The sequence below is a fragment of the Antricoccus suffuscus genome, from assembly GCF_003003235.1.
GTDB classification, from domain to species: domain Bacteria; phylum Actinomycetota; class Actinomycetes; order Mycobacteriales; family Antricoccaceae; genus Antricoccus; species Antricoccus suffuscus.
The window spans coordinates 18,247-42,549 of sequence record NZ_PVUE01000008.1; the positions used below are offsets into that span (position 1 = coordinate 18,247).

The window sequence follows — 24,303 nt, forward strand, 5'->3', positions numbered from 1 at the left end:
AGTTGACGAAGATCGTGTTGTTTGGTGCGACCGGATACACCGGTCAGCTCGTGGCGGAGTCCCTCGTGAAGCGTGGGGTCTCACCGGTCCTTGCCGCCCGGAACGCCGAAGCGCTCGCAGATCTTGCCGGCCGGCTCGGCGGCGACCTACCGACCCAGGTAGCCAATGTCGACGACCCGGCGAGCGTCGCGGCGCTCGTGGACGCTGGCGACGTACTCATCAGCACTGTCGGGCCGTTTGCGCGCTGGGGCTCGGTCGCGGTGGAGGCCGCCGTCGCGAAGGGCGCCCATTACCTCGACTCAACGGGCGAAGGTCACTTCATTAGGCAGGTCTTCGAAACCTACGGGCCGCAGGCCGATGCTGCTGGAGTGACGCTGATGACGGCCCTCGGCTACGACTGGGCGCCGGGCAATCTTGCCGGTGCGCTTGCCGTCGAGCGAGGCGGTGAGGCGGTGATCGGCGTTAGGGTCGGCTACTTCAACGTCGGGAAGCGCACGGATAAGCCGACGATGTCCGGTGGGACGATGGCCTCGAGTGCCGGGGCGATGTTCTACCCGTCGTACAGCTTCCTCGGCGGTCAGATCGTTACCGAGAGTACGGCGACCCGCAAGCACGACTTCGGCGAGCTAGAGGAGGGGCGGCGCGCGAGAGCATTCAGCATCGGCTCTACAGAAGCGTTCTCGCTGCCGCGGGTATATCCGCAGTTGACCGATGTCGATGTCTATCTCGGCTGGAACGACCCGGACAAGGTGCAGGCACAGGTGGCCGCCCTCGCCCCGGTCCTCGCGGACCCGGAGGCGCGCGCGAAGCTGATCGCCGACACCGACGCCAAGACACCGGGTTCGACCGGCGGACCGGACGCCGAAACCCGCGCGCTCAGCAGCGCGGTCATCCTCGCCGAGGGCGTCAACGCCGACGGCGATGTGGTGTCGACAGTTCGCTGCGAAGGCGTTAACGGCTACGACTTCACCGCCGACTTCATCGCTCTGGTCGCCGACAAGATCGCCGCGGGTGACGTTTCGGTGCCAGGCGCGATCGGCCCGGTAGAGGCGTTCGGGCGGGCAAAACTCGAGGAGTACGTCGCCGAGTCCGGACTGACCTGCAACTAGCCGATGAGCGACAGCAACGGAACAACGGGCGGGTTCAACGGGGTCGGGATGAGCGCGCCGGCGTCGCTGATTCCCTTCCTGTTCGGATGCAGTCGACTGGAGGGGTTCCCTGGTACGCCGCTCATTCGGTTACTCGGTGACCTCGGTGTCACCGAAGCCGCCGCCCGTACGACGCTGGCCCGGCTGCGTGCCAGCGGCAGTCTCACGTCGACCCGGTTCGGGCGTCGTTCGCAGTACCGGCTATCCGGCCCGATGAAGGCAGCGTTCGATCGGGCCCGGGAGCGCCCCGATGAGGGTCGCTGGGACGGCGGCTTTCACGGGATCATCTACGGCGTACCGGAACGCGACCGTTACTTCCGCGACATGCTCCGGCTGGAGATGACGCGGCTAGGCTATGCGCCGCTGCGCCCGGGACTGATGATCTCGCCGCGTGACCGGTTTGATGCGCTGGCTCCGGCGCTCGAAGGGATGCCGAACGGGGCTTACGCCATGCGATCCTGGATCGGGCTCACGCTCGCCGACGCACGCGAAAGCGCCGAGCGCGCGTGGTGCCTGAAACTGTTGGAGCGCGAGTACGCGCGACAGGCAAAGATGTTACAGCGGCTCAGCCGCGGCAACCGGTCGATCCGACCGGACGCGGCGACGCTGCGCAATTTCTTCCAGCATCAGCGGACGATCTTGGGCCTCTACCTGCGCGATCCGCGGCTACCGAGCGATCTGTTGCCGTCGTCGTGGCCAATCCACGAGGTCGACATGGCTCGGCGCGCGTTTCGTGAGACGTGGTCTCCGTCGATCATCCGATACATCGACTCAGTCATTGAGCAGACCGGTACCGGCGACATCGCGTTGGTCGACGCGCGTGCGGTCCAATTCATCCGCAACGAACACTCGATGCGTCACGCTGAGTGACTGCGGGCAGGCGGGCTCGGTCTGGTTGGCGCCGGTTTCCCTCCAGTCATGTTTGCGTCCGGCAAAGTGGTCGCCTTACCGACCACCTTGCCGGACGCTACACGGCATTCGGGCGCCCGAGCTAACGTTTAGCCGACGTCGCGACGGCGGAACCCGACGAATCCCGCGATGCCTAGCGCGATGGCGACCACGCACAACCAGAGCACCGGCGCCGCCGAGAACTCGCCGCCAGGCAACCGGGGCGTGTGCGCGAATGGCGACACGTTCATGACCGCCTTGTTCAGGCCGAGCACATCCCCGAACTGGCCGAGGATCAGAAACACGACCAGCGCGACCCAGCCGCCGACGACGAACCGCGGCGCGAGGCCGAATAGCGCGACGACGATCGCGGTGAGCACCCAGATCGCCGGTAGCTGCGCGATCCCGGCCCCGAGCATCTGGCCGACGGCGTGACCGATGCGGCCGGTGCTCGCGCCGTACGACAGCCCGCTGGCCAGGCCGAACCCGACCATCAGCACGGTCGTCCCGACGAGCGCGATGACGATGTGGCTGACGAGTAGCCGGGGGCGCGTGACTGCGCCGGCCAGCAATGGCTCGGCGCGCAGTGCCGTCTCCTCGGCCCGCAGCCGGGAAGCGGCCTGGATACCGTACGCCGCTGCGACGACTCCGAGCATGCCTATTTCGGTGGCTAGGAACGCGTTGGTCAGGTCGGAGACACCGCCGAGCTTAGTAATCAGGTCCTTGGCGGCCGGCGTGTCGATGAGCCCGCCGACACCGGAGGCGACGCCGCCCATGATGAACCCCAGGATGACGAAGCCGGCCAGCCAGCCATAGAGGGACCCGCGCTGTAGCCGCCACGCTAGCGCGAGTGGGCTGCGCAGCGTGACCCCGGCGCGGGCGTGACCGAGACGGGGCCGCAGTACGCCGGCGCCGAGGTCCCGGCCGGCCCGCACGGCGTACGCCGCACCGACGGCAAGCACGGCGAAGGCGACGATGATGAGCGCGACCCACCAGCGGTTGCCTCCGAAGGGCCGGATCTGGGCGACCCAGCCCATCGGTGACAGCCACGCGAGCCAGTGCAGTCCGTTTCCAGCGTCGGATACGGCCCGTACGACGTACGCCGCACCGAGCACAGTGATCGCAGTCCCGGTCGCGGCGCGGGTGCTCTCGGTCAACTGTGCGGTGATGGCCGCGACGGCCGCGAAGGCGATTCCGGTGCAGGCCCACGCGAGCCCGAACGCGATCGATCCCACTGCGGGTAGACCGGCGCCGATGAGCCCGAGTGCCGTCAGCACGCCGAGCGCGACGCTCGATCCACCGGCGACGATGAGTGCCGCGGTCAGTGGTGCGCGGCGGCCGACGACGCCTGCGCTGAGTAGCTCGAGCCGGCCGCTTTCTTCTTCGGCTCGCGAGTGCCGTACGACCGTGATGACCATCAGTACGCCGACAAACAGTGCTCCGAGGCTGGTCATCTTGAGCATCGCGATCCCGCCCGGGTTCGTCGGGTCGTAGATGCGGCCATAGAGCGCGATCAATGCGGGGCTGGCGTTGCTGGTCTGTGCGGCGGCGGCTCGGGCCTGCTCGGTGGGGTACAGACTCACGGTGGCCCCTGCCGAGCCGGCTGCCGTTGCCACGAAGATCAGCAGCCACACCGGCATCATGATCCGGTCGCGCCGCAACGCGAGCCGCACGAGTGTGCCGGTGCCTTCGTAACCACTCATCGGGTGCCCGCCGTGGCGCCGTCGTCCGTCGTACTGTTCGCGCCGGTGCGGTAGTGCCGCATGAACAGCTCTTCCAGGGTCGGCGGCTGGCTGTTGAGGGTTTGTACGCCGTACCCGCCCAGGTGTTTGAGCAGGTCGCCGAGACTTTTGGTGTCGACATCGAAGCGTGCACGGGTGCCGTCGACGCGCAGATCGTGCACGCCTTCGAGCATGTCCAGTCCGTGCGGTGCTTCGGCCAGTACGACGTCGATCGACGTACGGGTCAGATGCCGCATCTCGGCGAGCGTGCCCGACTCGACCCGCCGGCCGTCCTTGATAATCGTCACTCGGTCGCATAGCCGCTCGACCTCGGAGAGGATGTGGCTGGACAGCAGCACCGTGCGGCCGCGGCCGCGTTCCTCCTGGATGCAGTCGCTGAAGACGCTCTCCATCAGCGGATCGAGCCCGGAGGTCGGTTCATCGAGGATCAGCAGCTCGACATCGGAGCAGAGCGCGGCGACCAGCGCCACCTTCTGTCGGTTGCCTTTGGAGTAGGTGCGGCTCTTCTTGCGCGGGTCGAGGTCGAACCGTTCGAGCAGGTCCGCCCGGCGGGTCTCGTCGAGCCCGCCGCGTAGCCGGCCGAGCAGATCGATGACCTCGCCGCCCGAGAGATTAGGCCAGAGACTGACATCGCCGGGCACATAGGCCAGTCGGCGGTGTAGGGAAGCGACATCGTGCCAGGGGTCGCCGCCAAGAAGGCGGACCGCGCCGGAGCCCGAATCGGCTCGCAACAGGCCCAGCAGCACTCGGATGGTGGTGGACTTTCCTGCGCCGTTCGGGCCGAGGAATCCGTGAACCTCGCCGGCCTCGACCTGCAGGTCAAGACTGTCGAGCGCGCGCGTGGTGCCGAACGTCTTGGTGAGACTCGTGACCGAGATGGCCGCGCTGGATGAGTTCGTCATGCAGACGACGCTACGCTTATTTCAGAAATTTGTGAAGATTAAAAAAGATGGGTAGATTGGGGGCATGTCTCCCAGCCCGGCCGTCGACCCGCACTCGGTTTTTGTCGAGAAGATGGGCAACGACTTGGTCAGGGCCGGCATGCCGCGGATGGCGGCCCGGGTATTCGCCGCAGTGTTATCGAGCGAGGGCGGCAAGATGACGGCGGCCGACCTCGGCGAACTACTCAAGGCCAGTCCTGCGGCGATCTCCGGAGCGGTGCGCTACCTCGAGCAGGTCGACATGGTTGTGCGATATCGCGAGCCCGGGTCGCGGCGGGACGTTTTCGCGCTCGGCGAGGACGTGTGGTACGAAGCGTTCGCGCACAAGGACGAGGTGCTGTCGCAATGGATGCAGACAGCCGCCGAGGGCGTCGAGCTCTTCGGCGTCGACACGGAAGTCGGCCGCCGTCTCGACGAGGCGCGGGAGTTCGACCTGTTCATGATCGAAGAGGTGCCGCTTCTGATCGAACGCTGGCGAGTGCGCCGCGACAAGCTGCGCGCCGAGCGCGGAGACCAGCCCGACTGACCGGCGACTAGTTCGGTCGTTCCCACATACGATGCACCCATGCTCAGTACGACGACCGCTACCGCGTCGCCACCGGTACGTCAGCTAGCGGCGCTCTCGCTCGCCGGGATCGTGGTCGCCGGGATCGCGGTCGCGGCCCTCCACTTTGTTCCGCCGACGTCGCGACTGGATCCTTACCACGAGACCATCAGCGCCTACGGGCTTTCCGAGCTCGGCTGGGTCTTCAACGGCGCGGTTGTGCTGCTCGCGCTGTCGTCGCTATTGCTTGTCGTCGCGCTCGTCCTGGACAAGCAACTGAAACCGCTGTCGGTGGGCACGGTGATGTTGACGCTGTGGGCGGTTGGAATGGCGGGCGTGGCGGCGTTCGAGAAGACCAACTGGGCGATCGGGCCGAGCGTCGCCGGCTCGATCCACCGCGCGGCGAGCATCGTGGCGTTTCTGGCATTGCCGATCGGCGCCGGGTGGCTCATCGGTACGGCGCTACGCCGCCCGGTCGTACCGGGTCGCGGCCTGCTCGTTGCGGCGCTAGTCTTCACGGTGTCGTCGGTGGTTTACATGGGCTACCTGGTCTGGATGGTCGCCGACGCGCGCTCTGCAGGAGCTCAGTGGTGGCAGGCCATTCCGCTCGGCCTCACCGAACGGATCCTCGTCGTCCTCGAGGTCGGAGTCCTCATCTGCCTCGCGCTGCGCACCGCGCGATCCGTCACGAAAAACCCGCGATCCGTCACGAATGTCCGCTGATCCGTCACGAAAAACCCGCGATCCGTCACGAATATCCGCTGATCCGTCACGTACGAGGACACCTTGGGTAGGAAGGGTGCGCTTCAAGCACGAAACGACCTGCGCTAAGCGTCAGTTTCCTGTGCGAAGCGCGAGGTCGTCTCGCGGTTGAGGTGAGGAGCTACTTGCCGCGCTTCTTGATCAGCAGGATGATCCCGATGAGCGCGAGCAGTGCGCCCACGACCGGGATTGCGCGCTTAGCGACAGTTCCACCGGCAAGCTCCAGCAAGTCGATCGGCTCCGGTTCGGTTGACTGCACGGGCCGGGGACTGCTGACCGGCTTGGCGGCCGAACCCGCAGCCGTTGCACCGGCTCCTGCAGCCGCGGCGCCGGCATCGCGAAGGGCATGTTTGCCGGCGTCATCGTCCGTCGCCGAACTTCCACTGGCCGTCGACCCAGCCGCGGCCACCCCGCCTGCGGTCGATGCGGCGGTGCCATCAGCGGCCGTCGAAGTATCTGCCGAGTTGTCCTCGGACAGCTTGCCGGCCAGGCAGTCGGCGAACTGGCCGATGAGCTTGTTGCCGACATCGACCATCACGCCGCGACCGAACTGGGCCGGCTTCCCGGTGATGTTCAGGTCGGTGACGACCTTGACCGTCGTCGACTCGCCATCGGCGACCAGGCCCGCAGTGATCTTGGCGGACGCCGTACCGTTGCCGCGCGAGTCACGGCCGCGCGCGTCGATGACCGCGGTGTTGGTCTGTTCGTTTTTCTCAACGAACTTCGCCTGTCCCTTGTATGTCAGGTTGATCGGGCCGAGCTTCACCTTGACCGAGCCGGTGAAGTCGTCGCCGTCGACGCTGTCGATGGACGCGCCGGGCATGCACGGAGCGATCTGCTCGATGTCGAGCAGGATCGGCCAGGCCTTCTCGACCGTCACGGGGATGGAAAAGCTGTGCTCGAGCTCCATTGCTGCTCCTTATCGAAGAATTCGGTAACGGTCTATACCTTACGTCCCAGCCGTACGAGGGCGCATTCGAGCACACGCCCCGTCAGATGTCCCGGCCGAGCCAGGGTGCGAGCGAGCACATGTACCGGTCTCGATTGGCCGGTACATGTGCTCGTCGTCGACAGAATTGGGCTAAATGCCGGCGGCGGCGGTAACCGCCCGCTTGGTGAGCACCTTGGCCAGGTGCACGCGGTAGTCGGCCTTCGCGGAGAGGTCGTCGGTCGGATTGGTGCCCTCGGCCGCCTGCTGCGCTGCGGCCTCGATGGTTTGCGCGTTGGCCGGTTTGCCGACGAGTGCCTGCTCGACGGCGGTGGCGCGGACCGGCACGGTGGACATGTTGGTCAGTGCTACCCGAGCGTCGGTGATATTGCCACCTTCGACCTTGACCGCTGCGGCGACGCCGACGGTCGCCCATGCCTGCGCCATCCGGTTGAACTTCTCGTAGCGCACGCCGTACCCGACCTGCTTGGGGAAGCTGATGCCCACCAGCACGTCGCCCTCACCGAGCACGGTCGTGAGGTAGTCCTGGAAGAAGTCGGCGGCCGCGACGGTACGCCGGCCGCCGGAGCCGGCAACCTCGAAGGTCGCGTCGAGGGCGACCGCCACGGCGCCGAGATCTCCGGCCGGATCGGCGTGCGCAAGCGCGCCGCCCAGCGTGCCCCGGTTGCGCACTTGCCGGTCCGCGACCGTGTCGGTCGCGGCAGTCAGCAGCGGCAGATGTTGACCGATCAACGCGTTGGTCAGTACGTCGGCATGGGTCACCATCGAGCCGATGGTGATGTTGTCGCCGTCCTCGGTGACTTGCCGCAGTTCCTCGATGCGGCCGAGGTCGACCACGGTGGACGGTGCGGCCAGCCGCAGCCGAAGCACCGGGATAAACGACTGACCTCCGGCTAGGATTTTGGCGTCTTCGCCGCCGCTTGCCAGTGCGCTGACCGCTTCGTCGACAGAGGTCGGCCGTGCGTAATCAAAGCTTGACGGGATCATGAACCGCTCCTGTCGCTGTTCGAGGTGCCTTCGGTGTGTGCGGTGGTCTGCTCGGCCGCTGGCTGCGTGTCGCCAAACCCGGAGTGGATCGCCCGCCAGACCCGTTCGGGGGTGGCAGGCATGTGGATGTCGTTGACGCCGTACTGCCGCAGCGCATCGACGACGGCGTTGATGATCGCCGGTGTCGAGGCGATGGTGCCGGCCTCGCCGACGCCCTTGACGCCGAGCGGGTTGCTCGTGGCCGGGGTGTACGTCGATCCGGTGATGAACGACGGCAGGTCCGCCGAACTCGGCAGTGTGTAATCCACAAACGTGCCGGTCGTGAGGTTGCCATCGGCGTCGTAGACGGCTTCCTCAAACAGCGCCTGCGCGATGCCTTGCGCGAGCCCGCCGTGCACCTGGCCCTGCACCAGCAGCGGGTTGATCTGGTTGCCGATGTCATCGACGCAGCAGTACTTCAGCAACTCGACTTGACCGGTGTCCGTGTCGATCTCTACGGCCGCCAGGTGCGTGCCGTGCGGGAAGGAGAAGTTTTCCGGGTCGAACGTCGCTTCGCTGTCCAGCGACGGCTCCATGCCCTCGGGCAGGTCGTGTGCCATAAACGCGGCGAACGCGATCTCCTGGATCATGAGTCCCTTGTCGGTGCCCTTCACCCCGAACTTCCCGCCCGCGAAGTCGAGGTCGTCCTCGCTCGCCTCCAGCAGGTGTGCGGCGATCTTCCGCGCCTTGGCCACGACCTTGTCGACGGCCTTGACGACGGCGATGCCGCCGACGGTGAGCGAGCGCGAGCCGTACGTATCCAGGCCGCGCGGGGCGCTGGCGGTGTCGCCGTGGATGATCTCGATGTCGTCGTACGGTACGCCGAGCTGGTCACTGACGATCTGCGCGAACGACGTCTCATGGCCCTGCCCGTGCGGCGAGATACCCGTGACGACCTCGACCTTGCCGGTGGGCAGCATCCGCACCGACGAGGTCTCCCAGCCGCCGGCGCCGTAGTCCAGCGATCCGAGCACCCGCGACGGCGCGAGACCGCACATCTCGGTGAACGTCGAGATGCCTAAGCCGAGCTGCTTGGTCGACTTGTCGGCGCGCCGCTTGTCACGGTCGGCCTTAAGCGCGTCCCAGCCCATCAGCTCGAGGGCCTTGTCGGTGGCCGCCTCGTAGTTGCCGCTGTCGTAGGTCAGGCCCGCGACCGTCGTGTAGGGGAACTCCTCGTGCTTGATCCAGTTCTTGCGCCGCAGCTCCAGCGGATCGACGCCGAGCTCGGCGGCCATCTCGTCCATGATGCGTTCGATGGCGTACGTCGCCTCGGGGCGACCGGCGCCACGGTAGGCGTCGGTCTTGGTTGTCGTCGTAAACACGCCGTGGCAGGTGAACCGGTACGCCGGGATCTTGTATATAGCGGGAAACATGAAGGCGCCAAGCACCGGTACGCCGGGGCCGACCAGGCTGAGGTAGGCGCCCATGTTGGCCGTCAGCTCGACATCGAGACCGGTGATGGTGCCGTCCTTCGTGGCGCTCATCGTGATGTCCTGGATTTGGTCGCGTCCGTGGTGTGCCGAAACGAGCGACTCGGAGCGGGACTCGGTGAACTTGCATGGTTTGCCGAGCTTGCGGGCGACCAGCGCGGTGATGACTTCCTCGGGAGTCACGGTGATCTTGCCGCCGAACCCGCCGCCGACGTCAGGAGCGATCACCCGCACCTTGTGCTCGGGCAGCCCGAGCGTCAGCGAGAGCATGATCCTCAAGATGTGCGGGATCTGGGTCGCGGACCAGAGTGTCAGGCCCTCGCCTTCGGGCTGTACGACGTACGAGCGGGGTTCCATGAACGACGGAATGAGGCGTTGCTGGATGAACCGTCGCTTGATCTTGACCTCGGCGCCGCTGAATGCGTCGTCGACGTTGCCTCCGGAGCCGGCCTGGCCGGAGTCGAAGGCCCAGGTGTAGGACTTGTTGGACGTCGTGTTGGCGTGTACCAGCGGTGCGCCCTCGGCGAGTGCTTCCTCCATGTCGAGGATCACCGGAAGAGGTTCGTAGTCGACGAGGACCGCCTCGGCCGCGTCCTCCGCGGCCGCCTTGGTGCGTGCCGCGATGACGGCAACTGCCTCGCCGACGTGGTTGACCTGGTCGATCGCCAACGAGGGGTAGCCGGGATTGACCATGTCCGGTGTCACCGGCCACGCACAGGGCAGGTTTCCTTGCACCTCGGCGAAGTCCTTGCCGGTATAGACCGCGTGTACGCCGGGACGGCCCTGTGCCTCCGATACGTCGATGTTCGTGATCTTGGCGTGCGCCATCGAACTACGCACAAACGCCAGATGCAACATGCCGGCAAGCTGCATGTTGTCCACGAACGTCGAGTGGCCGGTGATGAGGTGCTGATCCTCGCGACGAGGACGGGCCTGACCGACCTCGTGCGCCGGATGATCGTCTACCGCAGTCATCGCTTATGCCCCCGTACTTGACATCGTCTTGGCGGCGTACTGCACGGCCGCAACAATATTTTGATAACCGGTGCATCGGCAGAGGTTGCCCTCGATGCCTTCACGTACCTCTTGTTCGGTGGGGTCGGACTTGCCGTTGGTATTGACGAAGTCGATCGACGCCATGATCATCCCGGGTGTGCAGTAGCCGCACTGCAGTGCGTGCTTCTCGTGGAACGCCTGCTGCATCGGATGGAGTACGCCGTCCTTTGCGAGGCCTTCGATGGTGAGCACGTCGGAGCCGTCGGCCTGCACGGCGAGCACGGTGCAACTTTTCACTGCCTTGCCATCAAGGTGAACGGTGCAGGCGCCGCAGTTGCTGGTGTCGCAGCCGACGAGTGTGCCGGTCTTCCCGAGCGTTTCGCGGAGGTAGTGGACGAGTAGTTGGCGCGGCTCGACGTCGTCTTCGTTTGTGACGCCGTCGACGGTGACGCTGATCTTTGGCATGTAATCTCCCTGCAGACGTGCGGGTGACGTTTACCCCGTCTGATATTTGTACCGCGTGGCTGTGGCATCTGCCACACCACCCGTATGGTTGAGCCAACCGCAGACGGCTGCCTTTAACAAGCGAAATCTCCCAGCTATACAAGCGAAGCGGACCGGCTGTCGCGTTTGCGGATGATCAATTCATTCTGAGCCGCAGGTGCGGGTTCAGCCTCCCCCGACCGCGACCGGCGGCTATGGTCGCTGAGTGGAGCGATACGAGGCAATCATTATCGGCGGCGGTATCGCCGGGATCTCGCTCGGTTACGAGCTGGCGCGGGAGCGCACGGTCGGCCTTCTCGAGATGGAGACGACTCTGGCGTTTCACACCACGGGCCGGTCCGCGGCGACGTTCTTAGAGACGTACGGCGGAGCCCAGATCCGGGCGCTGACCACCGGGAGCCGTGCATTCTTCGAGAACCCGCCGGACTGTTTCGACGGCACACCGTTGTCGCCGCTGGGGCTGGTATGGATTGGCGCGGCGGGCGATTCGGGTCGGGTGCACGAGCTATACGACGAGTTCAGCGTGCTGGTGCCCGACGTACGCATCCTCGACGCCGACGAGGCCGTGGAGGTCAACCCGATCATCAAGCGGGAGTACGTCGAGTCCGCGCTCTACGAACCCGACGCGATGGAAATGGACGTCCATGCGCTGCACCAAGGTTTTCTTCGCGGCTACAAGGAGCGCGGTGGTGTCGTCCATACCGCCGCTCGGATCGTCGACGCTGTGCGCACCGAGCGCGACAACGGCGACACGCTGTGGACGCTGACCGATTCGGGCGGCAATAAGTACCAGACCCCGCTGGTCATCAATGCGGCCGGATCATGGGTAGACGTCGTCGCCGCGACCGTGGGAGCGCGATCGATCGGCATCAAACCGCTGCGCCGCTCGATCTTCATGGTGCCCTCGCCACTGGGTTCGCGTAGTGCCGGAATGCCTATGGCGGCGGACATTCATGACTCGTTCTACGTCAAGCCCGACGGTGAGCAGTACCTCTGCTCACCGGCCGACGAAGTGTTGCAGTCACCGAGCGATCCCAAGCCAGACGAGTTGGAGATCGCTCGCGCCATGGAGGCCATCGACATCGCTACTCACGTCGCGCCACGCCATGTACGCAGCTCGTGGGCGGGCCTGCGCAACTTCGCGCCGGACCGAGTGCCCGTCGTCGGTTTCGACCCGGTCGCGCCGGGCGTCTTCTGGTTTGCCGGGCAAGGCGGTTACGGCATCCAGACCTGCGCGGCGATGGCGCGTACGGCGGCCAGCCTGGTGCGTGGAGAGGGCATCCCGGCCGACCTTATCGCCCGTGGACTCACTGAGGAAGCGCTCTCGCCCGCGACCACGTCCCGCTTCCGCTAGCCCGGTTGCGTCCGGCAAAGCGGTCGTTGTAACGACCATTTCGCCGGACGTTAGGGATTTCGTTTCAGTCGGCGTACAGGGTGCGCGCTGACGAAACTAACAATGGCTTTACACTTGTAATTTTGGCGTTGCCTCGGCGTGACCCTTTGGTCCGATGAGGCGTCCTCACCAGCGGGTTGATCCTTGAGCGATTGCCTCGGGGCGACTCTCAACAATGAAATTATGGGTAGATACGTGACAGCGACAAACCTCTCCCGTCGTGTTCGGGCCTTTACGGCCATCGCGACATCGGCTCTGCTGCTCGCAGCCTGCGGCGGCGCCCCCGATCGTGACTCGTCGGACCTCAAGGACGAGTTCTCGAACACAATCAAACTGGCCTCCGACTATGACCCGAACGGCCACTTCGCCTACTCCTACAGCGTGATGACGCCAGGTTGGGACCCGATCGAGAGCGTGTCGGGATACGACTTCGTCACTCTCGCGCCTGTCTATGACCGGCTCGTGTTCAACGCCCCCGATGGCAGCGTCCAGCCGATGCTCGCGACCGACTGGGAGTCAGCCGACGACGGCAAGGCTCTCGTGTTCACACTGCGCAAGGACGTGACCTTCTCGGACGGCACGCCGTTCAACGCCGAAGCAGTCAAGATCAACCTGGACCGTGCGAGGGGCGAGGGCAGCCGGATCGCGACCGAGATCGAGCAGCTCGACGCGGTCGAGGTCGTCGACGGCTACACCGTCAAGCTGGTTGCCGACACCGGCGTCGGCGCGCTGCTCGGCGCGCTCGCCCAGCGTCCCGGGATGATGGCCTCGCCGGCGGCGATCGCTGGCGGCACCCTGAAGTCGCAGCCCGTCGGCGCGGGCGCCTACACACTTACGGGGTTCACCTCGGGCGACAAGGCGAGCTACGCCAAGCGGGAGGGATACTGGGAGCCCGACGCGCAGCGGGTCGCCACGATGGAGATCAAGCTGATCACCGATGACCAGACACGGCTGAACGCCCTGAAGTCGGGCGACATCGACGGCGCGGTCATGCGACCCGAGCAGGTAAAGTCCGCCGTGAAGGACGGCCTGAAGGTCACCGCTACTCCGTCGGTGGTGTTCATGTACCTCACGGTGAACTCCGCGAAGGCGCCGTTCGATAATCCGAAGGTCCTCGAGGCGCTCAACTACGCCATCGACCGGGAGGCGATCGGCAACGGCTACTTCGAGGGAATGTGTGTTCCACAGATTCAGCCCTGGCCGGAGAGCAGCTTCGCCTACAGCGAAGAGATCGGTAACGGGCTGGACGTCTGGCCGCATGATCCGAAGAAGGCCAAGCAGCTATTCGAAGAGGCCGGCGTCGGTAAGGGTTTCGACCTGCCGACGGTCACCACCAACGTCACGTACACGGTGCAGCTATCCGAGGTCTTGCAGGAGATGCTGGCCGAGGTCGGCGTCAAAATGACGATCGAGCAGGTTCCGACTCCACAGGTGATCGAGGCGTTCTCGGTCTCCAAGACGGTCGCGGGCAACGTCAACCCGTACTCCGGCAGTTCCGACCCACATGGCGTGGCGTCTCGTCATCTGATGCCCGGCTCGATCTACAGCGTCGGCAACCCGGTCGCGCAGTCCACGCTCGACCTCGCCGTCGAGGCGGCGACGCCGATCGATCCGGAAAAGCGGACGCCGATCTACGCGAAGATGATGCAGGACATGGTCGACAATCCGAACCATCTGCTGCCGATCTGCCAGCTGCACGTGATCAGCGTGTTCAATGACTCGGTGTCCGGCTTCGGGCTCAGCCCGAGCGGGTTCCCCGACCTGCGCGGTGTCGCGGTCAGCTAACCTTCCGATTGCGTCCGGCGAAGCGGTCGTGATGGCGACCACTTTGCCGGACGCTACGGGGTTTCGTCGTGGTGACGTAGGCCTAGCGTCGCCCCGGCTCGGCGTACCGGTGACAGGGCGATTCCCGGCAGTACGTCGGCCAGGAACGCATACTCGTGCAGCGTCCCGTCTCCCGCGCCGGACTCGACGGTGTGTTGCCACCAGGCGCTGATCTCACCCCAGCCCGGGGCGGCAAGTGAGCCGCCGAAGTGCTGCACCGACAGCGCCGCGCAGAGGTTCGCGAAGCGCAGCCGCTCTTCGAGGGACCAGCCAGCGAGCTGGCCGACCATGAAACCGGCGCCAAAAACGTCGCCTGCGCCGGTCGGGTCGATCGCCGGCACCGAAAGCCCTCGTACGTCGGCGCTCTCGCCGGTGAGCTGGTCGAGCGCGATCGCACCCTCGTCACCGCGCGTGACGACCACGACCGGGACATGCTCCGACAACGCGGAGCACGCGGCTTCGGGAGTGTCCGTGCGGGTGAGTGCCATCGCCTCCTCGGCGTTCGGCAGGAAGACGTGGCAGGTTTCCAGGCGCCGCAGTATTTCTCGCGACCATTCGCCGCTGTCGTCCCACCCGAGATCCGCGAAAACCAAAGCGCCGGACTCGTAGGAGTGCCGTACCCACGACTGTTCCTCGATCTCCAGGTGCGCGAAGCAGGCGCGTACGGCGGGCGGCGAGCCGATCATCTGGTCAAGCGGCTGCGGCGCAGGGTGTCCGTGGGTGATCATCGACCGGTCGTGCTGGTGCGCGACGGATACGGTCACGGGGGAGTGCCAGCCCCGGAACCGGCGCGAGGCCGTCAGGTCGATGTCCTCTTGTACGGCGAGGGTGTCCCAGCAGTAGTCGCCGTACATGTCATCGCCGAACGCGGCAGCCAGCCATGTGCGCAGCCCCAGACGACGCATCGCAACGGCCATGTTGGCCATGCCGCCGGGGCTCGACCCCATCCCTGGCGCCCACTCCTCGGTCCCGGGCCGGGGTATGTGCTCGAGTCCGGTGAACACGATGTCGAAGAACACCTGCCCGGCACAAAAGACGTCGACGAACGGGTCCTTCGGGCGGCGTACCGACGCGAGCGGATCGATCAGGACCCGCGGACCATGCCGGCGCGGAGTCTCCTCGCGACCGTCTTTCGCTGCGAGGTGGCCGAAGTCGCGGATCGGACCCGGGTGATCGGCCATGTCGTATCCCCTTCTCGCCGACTGAGTAGTCTTCCATTGTGACCGCTTCTGGACATTCTCTCTCATCCAAGACTCATGTCGATCGCACCTGGCTGGTGGCCATCGCCGCCGCGCTGTGGGGCTTGGACGGCTTGCTGCGCGAGCCGCTGGCGGTGTCCATCAATCCGGCGACAGTCGTGCTGTGGGAGCACGTCATCATCGTGGTCATCCTGAGCCCGTTCATACTGCCGGCGATGCGCGTCTTCGCGCGATGCTCGCTGCGCGACAAGGCCGCGATCGTGACGATCGGCGTCGGAGCCTCAGCGGTGGGTACGGCGCTGTTCACTCAGGCGTTCCGGCTATCGGCGCAGACCGGAGACTTCATCACGCCGCTGATCCTGCAGAAACTGCAGCCGATCTTTGCGGTCCTGCTAGCGGTCGTACTGCTGCGTGAGCGGCTGAAGCCAGGATTCGCCATTTACGCCGTACCGGCACTGGTCGGGGCGTGGCTGATGACATTTGCGCAGCCGTTCGACGTCAAGATCGCGGCCCTTCAGTCGGCGCTGTTCGCGGTCGGCGCGGCAGTCTTGTGGGCGTCGGGGACGGTGCTCGGCCGGATGGTGACCGCGAGCGTGAGCCCGCGGGACATGACGGTGTTGCGGTTCAGCTTCGGCGTAATCGGGGCGATCGTCGTCGTTGCCGTCGTGCGGGCCCCCGTGCTCCCGGGCTGGTCCAACATGCCCGGGCTGGTGTTGCTGGCGCTGATCCCGGGACTGCTGGGGCTCGGTCTTTACTACCTGGGGCTGCGCTACACGGCCGCGTCGCGGGCGACGTTCGCTGAGATGGCGTTTCCGGCGACGGCGGCGGTCGTCGGCGTGCTATTCCTGGGCACCACCCTCACCTGGTCACAGTGGGTGGGCTTCGCGATCGTCGTAGCAACGATCACCGCGCTCGGGTGGCGGGAACGAGTCAAGCCGACCGTCGAAGATCCGCTCTTGGAGAAGGTCATCTAAGGCCGGTGACAGCTCCGTCGCTATAGCCAGCACCTGGGCCCATATCGGCTAGCGCAGCGAGCCACGGAAAACTTAGCCGAGGACCGGTTCCTCGCGAACGATGTCGCCGTGGATGCGTCCCGCGCTGGCGCTGAGCCGCGATCCGTCGCCGCCCCACTGCAACGCGATGATCTCGGCCGCGATCGACACCGCCGTTTCCTCGGGAGTGTGCGCGCCGAGGTCGAGCCCGATCGGTGAGGACAGTTTCGCGATCTGTTCCTCGGGTACGCCGGCTTCGCGCAGCCGGTCGAGTCGGTCGTCGTGGGTACGCCGAGAGCCCATCGCGCCGATATAGGCGACATCGAGAGGCAGCGCCACTTCGAGCAGCGGTACGTCGAACTTCTGGTCGTGGGTCAGGATGCAGATAATGGTGCGTTCGTCGATCCGGCCTGCGTCGACCTCGCCTTGCAGGTAGCGGTGCGGCCAGTCGACGACCACCTCGTGCGCGTCGGGGAAGCGCTTCTTGGTCGCGAACACCGGTCGCGCGTCGCAGACGGTGACCTTGTGCCCGAGGAAGGTGCCCATCTTGGCGACCGCGGCGGCGAAGTCGATCGCGCCGAAGACCAGCATCCGGACCGGGGCGGCGTACGACGCGACGAACAGCGTCAGGTCGTCGCCGCGGCGTTCGCCTTCGTAGCCATAGTGGATCGTGCCGGTGCGACCGGCGGCCAGCATCCCGAGTGCATCTTCGGCGACCGCATCATCCAGCCGCTGCATGCCGAGTGAACCCGAACGCCGGTCGTTCCAGAGCACCAGGCGTTTGCCGACGCGATCTTCGGGTCCGGTGACGCAGGTGATGACGGCTACTGGTTCGTGCTTCTCGATGGAGTCGGCGACGTCCTTGAGTTCGGGGAAGGTCGTCTTGCTGATCGGTTCGACGAAGATGTCCATGATCCCGCCGCAGGAAAGCCCCACGCTGAAGGCATCGTCGTCGCTGATGCCGTAGCGGTGCATCTGCGGCGTACTTTCGCCGTCCCGGACCAGTTTGGCCTCTTCATAGACCGCGCCTTCGACGCAACCGCCGGAGACGCTGCCGAGGGCCTCGTCGCTAGTGCTGACGATCATCGAGGCCCCGGCGGGTCGCGGGGCCGAGCGCCAGGTCGCGACCACCGTGCCCATCCCGACTGTCTGGTCGTCTTCCCACCAGGAGAGGAGGTCAGTAAGGATGTCACGCATGAGAAATCACCTTGGCTAATTCGGCGTACGAAGCAAAGCTATGTCCGGCTACAAAATGGTCAATGTATGGGAGGGCCGCGGTTATTCCCCCGGTCAATGGTTCATACCCTGCGTGACCCTTGTGCGGGTTAGCCCAAATCACGCTGTATGCCAGGCGATGCAGCCGCTGCATCTGCTCGCCGAGCAGGGTCGGATCGCCGCGTTCCCAGCCGTCAGAGAAGATCACCACGATCGCCCGCCGCGCGATGCCGCGCTGTCCCCACAGGTTGAGAAAAGCGCGCAACATCTCGCCGAGCTGCGTGCCTCCGCTCCAGTCGGGAATCGCCGCACCGGCGGCTCGCAGTGCCTTGTCCGGGTCGCGTAACCGCAGCTCGCGGGTGACGCGGGTCAGGCGAGTGCCGAGCGTGAAGATCTCGGTGTGGACTTGGTCCCGGCGTACAGCAGCGTGCGCGAACCGCAGCATCGGGTCGGCGTACGGCGCCATCGAACCGCTGACGTCGGCCAGGATCACCAGCCTGCGGGGGCGCACACGCCTCCGCTTGCGAGCCAGCCGTGTCATCTCCCCGCCGTTGCGCATGGCCGCCCGGATCGACTTGTGCGCGTCGGTGATGCCGCGCTTGTTGGGACCGTATCGCCGGGTACGCCGGGTCGCAGAGGTCGGTGCGAGCAACTCGAAAAGGCGGCGCAGCTCCTCACGCTCGGCGGGTTGCAGGTCGGAAAAGTCCTTATGTTGCAGCACTTCTTGGGCGCTGGCCATGCCAGGGATCGGGTCGTCTTCCTGCTCGCCGGTGCCTTCGGGCGCGTGGTCGTCCATGCCGAACGACGCCTCGACGTGCTTGTGTTGCGGCGGCTGGCTTTGTGACGGTTTAGGTACCTCGCCTCCGAAGTACGCCGCAAAACCCGCGTCGTACTTGGGTAGGTCATCGGGGTTGGAGCACAGCGTGAGACGGCCGGCCCAGTAGACGCTGTCCTCGTCGAGTACGTCGAGATGTCCCAGTGCCGCAATCATCGACTGCACTCGGTCGGGGCTGACCGCGACGCCGGCGACCCGCAGCATCCGGGCAAATCCGAGCAGGATCTCATCGACGCCGCGCGGTTCGGCAAGGGCGCCCGCGCTCGCCGGCACGAGGCCGTAGTTGTTGGAAGTCATCGCAGGCCCATTGCTACGCCGTGAGCAGCTCGTCGAGGCCGCGCTGGATGATGCGTTCGGCGTCTTCTCGGTATTTCAGTACGGCGCCAAGCGTGCGAGAGGCGACCTCAGGGGTGAGTTCGCGCGTGCCGAGCAGGTGCAGTGCTTCGGCCCAGTCAATAGCCTCGGCGACGCCAGGCGGTTTGAGCAGGTCGGCCTTGCGCAGGTTAGCAACGGCGGACGCCACCTGGCGAGACAGCGACTCGCTGACCTCGGGCAGCCGGCGGCGGATGATCTCGACCTCGCGGTCGAAGCTCGGATGCGCTACCCAGTGGTAGAGGCAGCGCCGCTTCAACGCGTCATGCACCTCCCGCGTGCGATTGGAGGTGATCACGACCAGCGGCGGGGTTTCGGCCTTGATCGTGCCGAGCTCGGGGATGGTCACCGAACTCTCGGCCAGGATCTCCAGCAAGAATGCCTCGAACTCGTCGTCGGCGCGGTCCAGCTCGTCGACGAGCAGTACGGCGGGGCTGACCTCGAGTGCGCGCAGCAGCGGCCGCGCGATGAGGAACCGGCGGTCGTAGAGTTCGGCCTCGTCGGCGGTGCGGCCGGTTGACTCGGCCGCCCGAAGATGCAGCATCTGGCGGGCGAAGTCCCAGTCGTACAGCGCCTGGCTGGCGTCGATTCCCTCGTAGCACTGCAGCCGGATCAGCTCGGCTTGGAGGACCTGCGCGAGCGCGAGCGCGAGCGCGGTCTTGCCGACTCCGGCGTCGCCCTCAAGGAACAGCGGGCGGCCCATCCGCAGCGCCAGGTACGCCGCGGTGGCGAGCCCCTCGTCCGCGATGTAGTCGGTTTGGTCGAGTGCCTTAGCGAGCGCCTTCGGGTCATCGAATTCAAGCATCGTCATCAGTTGTGCTCCACACGTGTCTGGTGGCAGGTATATCGACGTACAAACGCCGGCCAGTCCCCTCGATGCTACTTGTGCAGGCCGGCTAACCATTGCGATAGCCGGTTAGAGGATCGATTCATGGCGCCTGACGTGCAACACTCAAACGACAACGCCGAAAAGAGGACGCAATGGCTGACTCGCGTGCGACCGACGAAACGGCGTCGGCCTCGGCCTCGGCGCCAATCGGCAAGCGGCAGTTGTGGCTGATTCTCGGCGGACTCCTGTTGGGCATGCTGCTGGCGTCGCTTGATCAGACGATCGTGGCCACGGCACTGCCGACTATCGCCGGTGACCTGCATGGCCTGTCGCATCTTGCCTGGGTGGTCACCGGATACCTGCTCGCCTCGACGGCATCGACGCCGCTGTGGGGCAAGCTCGGCGACATGTACGGCCGGAAGAGGTTCTTTCAGGCCGCGATCGTCATCTTCCTCGTTGGATCGGTGTTGTGCGGCATCGCCAACTCGATGGTCGAGCTGATCTTGTTCCGCGCACTGCAAGGCATCGGCGGCGGTGGCCTGATCGTGGGCGCACAGTCGATCGTCGGAGATGTGGTGTCGCCTCGTGAGCGGGGCCGTTACCAAGGCGTCTTCGGTGCCGTTTTCGGGGTGAGCAGCGTCGTCGGTCCGCTGCTTGGCGGCTTCTTCGTCGACCATCTCTCCTGGCGCTGGGTGTTCTACATCAACCTGCCACTAGGCATAATCGCCCTCGCGGTCACCGCGATCGTGCTGCCGGCGGTGTCCACAAAAGTGCAACACGTCATCGACTACCTCGGTGCCGGGCTACTGGCCGCCGTGGCCACCTGCCTGGTGCTGCTGACCAGTCTCGGCGGGAGCACGTTCGCTTGGGGATCGCCGGTGATCTACGGCCTTGGTATCGCCGCGGTGGTGCTGCTCATCGGGTTCGTGTGGGTGGAAAAGCGTGCGGCCGAGCCCGTCCTGCCACCTCACCTGTTCAGCAATCGGGTGTTCTTGACCTCCTCAGCGATTGGATTTGTCGTCGGGTTCGCGATGTTCGGCGCGATCACCTACCTGCCGCAATACATGCAAGTGGTGCAGGAGGTCAGCCCGACGGCGTCCGGGCTTCGGCTGCTGCCGATGATGGGCGGCCTGCTGCTCACCTCGATCGGCTCGGGCCTGCTGATCACCCGCACCGGTCGCTACAAGATCTTCCCGGTGCTCGGCACAGTGACGATGGCGATCGGACTGTTTCTGCTGTCCCGCCTCAGGGTCAGCACGCCGATGTGGGAATCGTCGGTCGCGATGTTCGTGCTCGGCGTCGGCATCGGCGCGGTGATGCAAGTGCTGGTCATCGCCGTACAAAACTCAGTGGATTACCGCGATCTTGGTACGGCGACCTCTGGGGCGACGTTCTTCCGTTCGATCGGCGGTAGCTTCGGCACCGCGATCTTCGGTGCGATCTTCGCCAATGTGCTGACCGGGAATCTGGCGCACTACTTGAAAGGGTTGACCATTCCGCCGGGATTCAGCGCCACCTCCGGCGCGAGTCCCGCGGTGCTGGCGAAGCTGCCGCCCGAGATCCACACCGGCTTCATCGAGGCGTACGCCGCGAGCATCCGCACCGTGTTCCTCGTCGCGGCGCCAATCGCGCTTGTCGCGTTCGCGTTGTCGTGGCTGCTCAAGGAGGTGCCGCTGCGGGCAACTGCCGCGGCGGCGAACCCTGCCGACACCTACGCGCCGACCGCGATCCCATCCGAGCGCAGCTCGTTCCAAGAGATGGAAAGGGCGATCGAGGTCCTTGCCCGCAGGGAGAACCGGCGGGCGCTGTACGTGCGACTGGCTACCCGCGCCGGTTTGACGCTCCCGCCGCGAGCCTGCTGGCTGCTCTATCGGATCGCCGAGGCCCCCGGGGTAACGGCGGCCGGGCTGTCCGACCGGCTGGGGATTAGTCACGACGACCTCGACGAGCACCTCGGATCGCTGCGCGGGCTCCGGCTGATCAGCGTTGAAGAGGTCGCCGGCGACGAGATCATCCACGTCACTGACGCCGGGGCACACGCCGTACGCCGACTTGTCGCCGCCCGCCGCGATGCGCTCGCTGACCTCCTGCGCGGGTGGTCCACGGATCGCGATCCGGAGTTGCTGACACTAGTCAGCAACCTCGCCAACCAGCTTCTCGCGGACGACGCTGGGATGCTGCGCGATGCGAAGGCCGTGACCTCGGTTGATGCCTGAGCCGGCTATTCGACGTTTTCGTCGACTCGTTCGGCCGGCGTACCACCGGGCGCGGGGGAGTCAATGGCAGACGCGTGCATCCGCTGAGAGGTCTTCTGCACGGCGCTGAACCGCAACCGCGGGCTTGCCACGACCGCGATGATCGCGGCGACGAGCGCGGCGCAGGTGGGCAGCAGGAAGGCGGTGCGCGCGCCGTACGAGTCGATGAGCTGGCCGCCGACGGCCGCACCGATCGTGACGCCGGCGACGAGCGCGGTCGTCGCCCAGGTGAGACCTTCGGTCAGCGCGTACGGGGGGACGAGACGCTCGATGAGCATGGTCGCCGAGATCAGCACTGGCGCGATCGCGACGCCGGCGATGAAGATCAGCACCGTCAGCATCCACAAGTTGGACGCAAGCAGCAGGCCTTGGGCCAGTACGCCGAAAAGTACCGCGGCGGCAACGAACTGCCCACCGACCGAACGCTTCCATTTCATGACGCCGAAGGTAAGGCCGGCCAGCAGCGAGCCGAATGCGTACGCCGCCAGCACGAGGCCGGCGAGCGACTTGTGCCCTTGTTCGTCCGCGAAGGCCACGACGATGACCTCGATCGATCCGAACCCGATTCCGCCGCAGATGAACACCGCGCCGACTACCAGGATCGAACCTTTGAGGAGGGCGAGCGTCGAGACGCGGTGTTCGGTTACTTGCGGGGGCGGCTCGCTCGAGCGTTGCGCCGTGAACAGGAATCCGCCGAACAGCAGCAAGATCAGCGCGGCGAGCAGTCCGGCGTACGGCGCGACAGAGGTTGCGAGGATAGTCGCGAGCGGCGGACCGGTCATGAAGACGATTTCGTCGAGCGAGGACTCCCAGGAGAACGCCCGCTGTTGAAGCGATTTGTCCGGCAGCACGTGCATCCACCGCGCGCGCACCATCGCGCCGATACTCGGTGCTGCGCCGCCTCCGATGAGCGCGATGACGATCCAGGTCCAGTGCGGCCATCCACTGCTGACGGCGATGATCGCGAGCACCCAGATGACGACCGCGAAGAGGATCACTGGACGAGCGATCCGTGCCTGGCCCTTGCGGTCGACGTACTTCGCGATCTGCGGCATCGCAACGGCGGTGGAGAACGTGGCGACGGCGCTGACGATTCCGGCGATGCCGTAGCTGCCGGTCGTCTGGCTGACGAGCAGCACCAGCGAGATAGTGATCATCGAGATCGGCATGCGCGCGATCAGGCCGGTCGAGCTGAAGGCGGCGCTTCCGGGAATCTTGAAGAGCTCGCCGTACTTCTTGAACACTGGGACGTCGTTTCTGGGTGTCGTGCGCGGGCGTGAGTGTGCTGGCTGAGCCAGATCGTGTCACGAATGATCAGAACATGGTGACCCAGGCCGCATCGAATGTTTAATATTCATTCAAAAGTGAGCGCGGTCACCGATGAATCGAAGGCGTGTGCGTCAGTTCACCGAATGATTGTATTGCAATCGTGACCTTATGGGGCATAATAGTTAGTGAACCCGATGACCTCAGGTTCACGGCAAACGCCAAATACAGACTTTCTTACCAAGGAGTGAACAGCTAGTGGCAACCATCGCCAATAAGTGGCAGGCCCGTCGTGCAAACGCAAAGGGTCGCCGCCAACTGCAGAAGGCGATCACCGGGGCAGGTTCGGATACCGTCCGCCTTGAGCTGCTCGCGATCGCGACGCGCAACAACCAGAGCTTGATGCGCTAACTACCGCTCGTACGACGAAGGCCCGGTCCGTTGGGACCGGGCCTTTCGCGATCCGTCACAAAGTCCCGCGCGATCCGTCACAAAGTCCCGCGCGATCCGTCACGAGGTCCCCGCTTGACGCGCGTTTGCCCACCGTACGGCCATGATTAGCGCATGTGGCATTCGATATTCGGCCTGGACCTATCGATCTGGGAAAAGCTCATCCGCGCGGTCGTCATCTACGTGTTCCTGGTGATCGCGCTGCGACTGGCCGGTAAACGCGAGATGGCTCAGCTCACGACGGTCGACTTCGTCGTACTGCTGGCCGTCTCCAACGCCGTACAAAACGGTTTGATCGGCGCAGACAACACCGTGACGGGAGCGGTGATCGGTGCATCGGCGCTGTTCCTGATCAACGCCGGTGCGGTGTACCTGTTCTACCGGAGCCAAACGTGGCGACACTTGTTGACGGGGAAGACGCGAATGCTGGTGCGCGACGGTGAGATCGACTGGACCGCGATGCGCAAGGAACGGTTCACGAAGGCTGACCTCAAGATCGAGCTGCAGAACGCCGGCATATTCGACGTCGCCAACGTCAAGTACGCACGGCTCGAGCCCAATGGCACGGTGCTCGTGACGCCTAAGCATCCCGAAGGGCCGACGAATCAGCAGCTGCTGCACCAGCTCATGCAGCAGAATCGGCGCCTTGAGCAGTCGATCGCCACTATGCAAGGCAAGCTCGATTCCCTCGTTGAGCGCCCGTAAGGGAGTCTCTCAGCAACCATTCAGACTTCGAGGTCAGG

General features: G+C 65.5%; 21 protein-coding genes. 10 read left to right on the forward strand and 11 right to left on the reverse strand.

The genetic code is table 11. From position 1 onward, the window contains the following. Window positions 1–2: 2 nt before the first annotated feature. Both CLV47_RS10790 and CLV47_RS10795 read left to right on the forward strand, forming a co-directional pair. Window positions 3–1,109 carry a saccharopine dehydrogenase family protein gene (locus CLV47_RS10790; RefSeq protein WP_106349058.1) on the forward strand — a complete coding sequence of 369 codons (1,107 nt, stop codon included), beginning with the start codon at window positions 3–5 and terminating at the stop codon, window positions 1,107–1,109. Window positions 1,110–1,112: 3 nt separating this feature from the next. Further along, entirely contained in the window at window positions 1,113–2,018 is a 906-nt protein-coding gene (locus tag CLV47_RS10795) for a PaaX family transcriptional regulator C-terminal domain-containing protein (RefSeq protein WP_106349059.1), read from the forward strand. 128 nt (window positions 2,019–2,146) lie between these two features. Here the strand turns inward: CLV47_RS10795 and CLV47_RS10800 are convergent, their stop codons facing one another. After that, window positions 2,147–3,739: an ABC transporter permease gene (locus CLV47_RS10800; RefSeq protein WP_106349060.1), complete on the reverse strand. Its 1,593-nt coding sequence runs from the start codon at window positions 3,737–3,739 to the stop codon at window positions 2,147–2,149. Beyond that, complete coding sequence (locus CLV47_RS10805; protein ID WP_106349061.1) at window positions 3,736–4,680, reverse strand: ABC transporter ATP-binding protein; 945 nt, start codon at window positions 4,678–4,680, stop codon at window positions 3,736–3,738. Before CLV47_RS10805 ends, CLV47_RS10800 begins: the two co-directional genes overlap by 4 nt. 64 nt (window positions 4,681–4,744) lie before the next feature. Here CLV47_RS10805 and CLV47_RS10810 point away from each other — a divergent pair, with 64 nt between their 5' ends. Both CLV47_RS10810 and CLV47_RS10815 read left to right on the forward strand, forming a co-directional pair. Beyond that, complete coding sequence (locus CLV47_RS10810) at window positions 4,745–5,245, forward strand: GbsR/MarR family transcriptional regulator (protein WP_106349062.1); 501 nt, start codon at window positions 4,745–4,747, stop codon at window positions 5,243–5,245. A gap of 39 nt (window positions 5,246–5,284) precedes the next feature. Next, on the forward strand, window positions 5,285–5,986 hold the full coding sequence (locus CLV47_RS10815; protein ID WP_106349063.1) for a DUF998 domain-containing protein: 702 nt from the start codon (window positions 5,285–5,287) through the stop codon (window positions 5,984–5,986). A gap of 160 nt (window positions 5,987–6,146) precedes the next feature. On the opposite strand, the gene CLV47_RS10820 is transcribed toward CLV47_RS10815, so the two are convergent. From CLV47_RS10820 to CLV47_RS10835, 4 genes are all read right to left on the reverse strand, one after another. Then, complete coding sequence (locus CLV47_RS10820; protein WP_106349064.1) at window positions 6,147–6,935, reverse strand: SRPBCC family protein; 789 nt, start codon at window positions 6,933–6,935, stop codon at window positions 6,147–6,149. Window positions 6,936–7,106: 171 nt separating this feature from the next. Further along, a complete protein-coding gene (locus tag CLV47_RS10825; RefSeq protein WP_106349065.1) occupies window positions 7,107–7,961 on the reverse strand; it encodes an FAD binding domain-containing protein in 855 nt (284 codons plus the stop codon). Continuing rightward, on the reverse strand, window positions 7,958–10,405 hold the full coding sequence (locus CLV47_RS10830) for a xanthine dehydrogenase family protein molybdopterin-binding subunit (RefSeq protein WP_106349066.1): 2,448 nt from the start codon (window positions 10,403–10,405) through the stop codon (window positions 7,958–7,960). The genes CLV47_RS10825 and CLV47_RS10830 overlap by 4 nt, the downstream gene beginning before the upstream one ends. Before the next feature lie 3 nt (window positions 10,406–10,408). Beyond that, entirely contained in the window at window positions 10,409–10,891 is a 483-nt protein-coding gene (locus tag CLV47_RS10835) for a (2Fe-2S)-binding protein (RefSeq protein ID WP_106349067.1), read from the reverse strand. A 244-nt stretch (window positions 10,892–11,135) separates the two neighbouring features. Between CLV47_RS10835 and CLV47_RS10840 the strand changes: the two genes are divergently transcribed. Next, the gene (locus CLV47_RS10840) at window positions 11,136–12,284 is read left to right on the forward strand and encodes an NAD(P)/FAD-dependent oxidoreductase (RefSeq protein ID WP_106349068.1); all 1,149 of its coding nucleotides are present in this window, start codon (window positions 11,136–11,138) and stop codon (window positions 12,282–12,284) included. Between the two features lie 222 nt (window positions 12,285–12,506). After that, the gene (locus tag CLV47_RS10845) at window positions 12,507–14,108 is read left to right on the forward strand and encodes an ABC transporter substrate-binding protein (RefSeq protein ID WP_106349069.1); all 1,602 of its coding nucleotides are present in this window, start codon (window positions 12,507–12,509) and stop codon (window positions 14,106–14,108) included. A 53-nt stretch (window positions 14,109–14,161) separates the two neighbouring features. On the opposite strand, the gene CLV47_RS10850 is transcribed toward CLV47_RS10845, so the two are convergent. Then, entirely contained in the window at window positions 14,162–15,328 is a 1,167-nt protein-coding gene (locus CLV47_RS10850; RefSeq protein ID WP_106349070.1) for a carbohydrate kinase family protein, read from the reverse strand. 38 nt (window positions 15,329–15,366) lie between these two features. Between CLV47_RS10850 and CLV47_RS10855 the strand changes: the two genes are divergently transcribed. Further along, on the forward strand, window positions 15,367–16,320 hold the full coding sequence (locus CLV47_RS10855) for a DMT family transporter (protein ID WP_202862513.1): 954 nt from the start codon (window positions 15,367–15,369) through the stop codon (window positions 16,318–16,320). 72 nt (window positions 16,321–16,392) lie between these two features. Here CLV47_RS10855 and CLV47_RS10860 read toward each other — a convergent pair whose 3' ends face one another. Genes CLV47_RS10860 through CLV47_RS10870 form a run of 3 tightly spaced genes read right to left on the reverse strand, consistent with a single transcriptional unit; the run spans window position 16,393 to window position 19,571 of the window. Next, on the reverse strand, window positions 16,393–17,535 hold the full coding sequence (locus CLV47_RS10860; RefSeq protein ID WP_106349072.1) for an XdhC family protein: 1,143 nt from the start codon (window positions 17,533–17,535) through the stop codon (window positions 16,393–16,395). Beyond that, a complete protein-coding gene (locus tag CLV47_RS10865) occupies window positions 17,528–18,685 on the reverse strand; it encodes a vWA domain-containing protein (protein ID WP_106349073.1) in 1,158 nt (385 codons plus the stop codon). Before CLV47_RS10865 ends, CLV47_RS10860 begins: the two co-directional genes overlap by 8 nt. A gap of 13 nt (window positions 18,686–18,698) precedes the next feature. Continuing rightward, window positions 18,699–19,571, reverse strand: a complete 873-nt coding sequence (locus tag CLV47_RS10870; RefSeq protein WP_106349074.1) for an AAA family ATPase — start codon at window positions 19,569–19,571, stop codon at window positions 18,699–18,701. A gap of 170 nt (window positions 19,572–19,741) precedes the next feature. On the opposite strand from CLV47_RS10870, the gene CLV47_RS10875 reads away from it, so the two are divergent. Continuing rightward, window positions 19,742–21,805, forward strand: a complete 2,064-nt coding sequence (locus CLV47_RS10875; protein WP_106349075.1) for an MFS transporter — start codon at window positions 19,742–19,744, stop codon at window positions 21,803–21,805. 5 nt (window positions 21,806–21,810) lie between these two features. Here the strand turns inward: CLV47_RS10875 and CLV47_RS10880 are convergent, their stop codons facing one another. Further along, window positions 21,811–23,088 carry an MFS transporter gene (locus tag CLV47_RS10880; RefSeq protein ID WP_106349076.1) on the reverse strand — a complete coding sequence of 426 codons (1,278 nt, stop codon included), beginning with the start codon at window positions 23,086–23,088 and terminating at the stop codon, window positions 21,811–21,813. Window positions 23,089–23,368: 280 nt separating this feature from the next. Between CLV47_RS10880 and CLV47_RS22045 the strand changes: the two genes are divergently transcribed. Together CLV47_RS22045 and CLV47_RS10885 are read left to right on the forward strand one after the other, a co-directional pair. After that, entirely contained in the window at window positions 23,369–23,521 is a 153-nt protein-coding gene (locus CLV47_RS22045; RefSeq protein WP_170111037.1) for a hypothetical protein, read from the forward strand. 153 nt (window positions 23,522–23,674) lie between these two features. Continuing rightward, on the forward strand, window positions 23,675–24,265 hold the full coding sequence (locus CLV47_RS10885) for a DUF421 domain-containing protein (RefSeq protein WP_106349077.1): 591 nt from the start codon (window positions 23,675–23,677) through the stop codon (window positions 24,263–24,265). The last annotated feature ends 38 nt before the right edge of the window (window positions 24,266–24,303 follow it).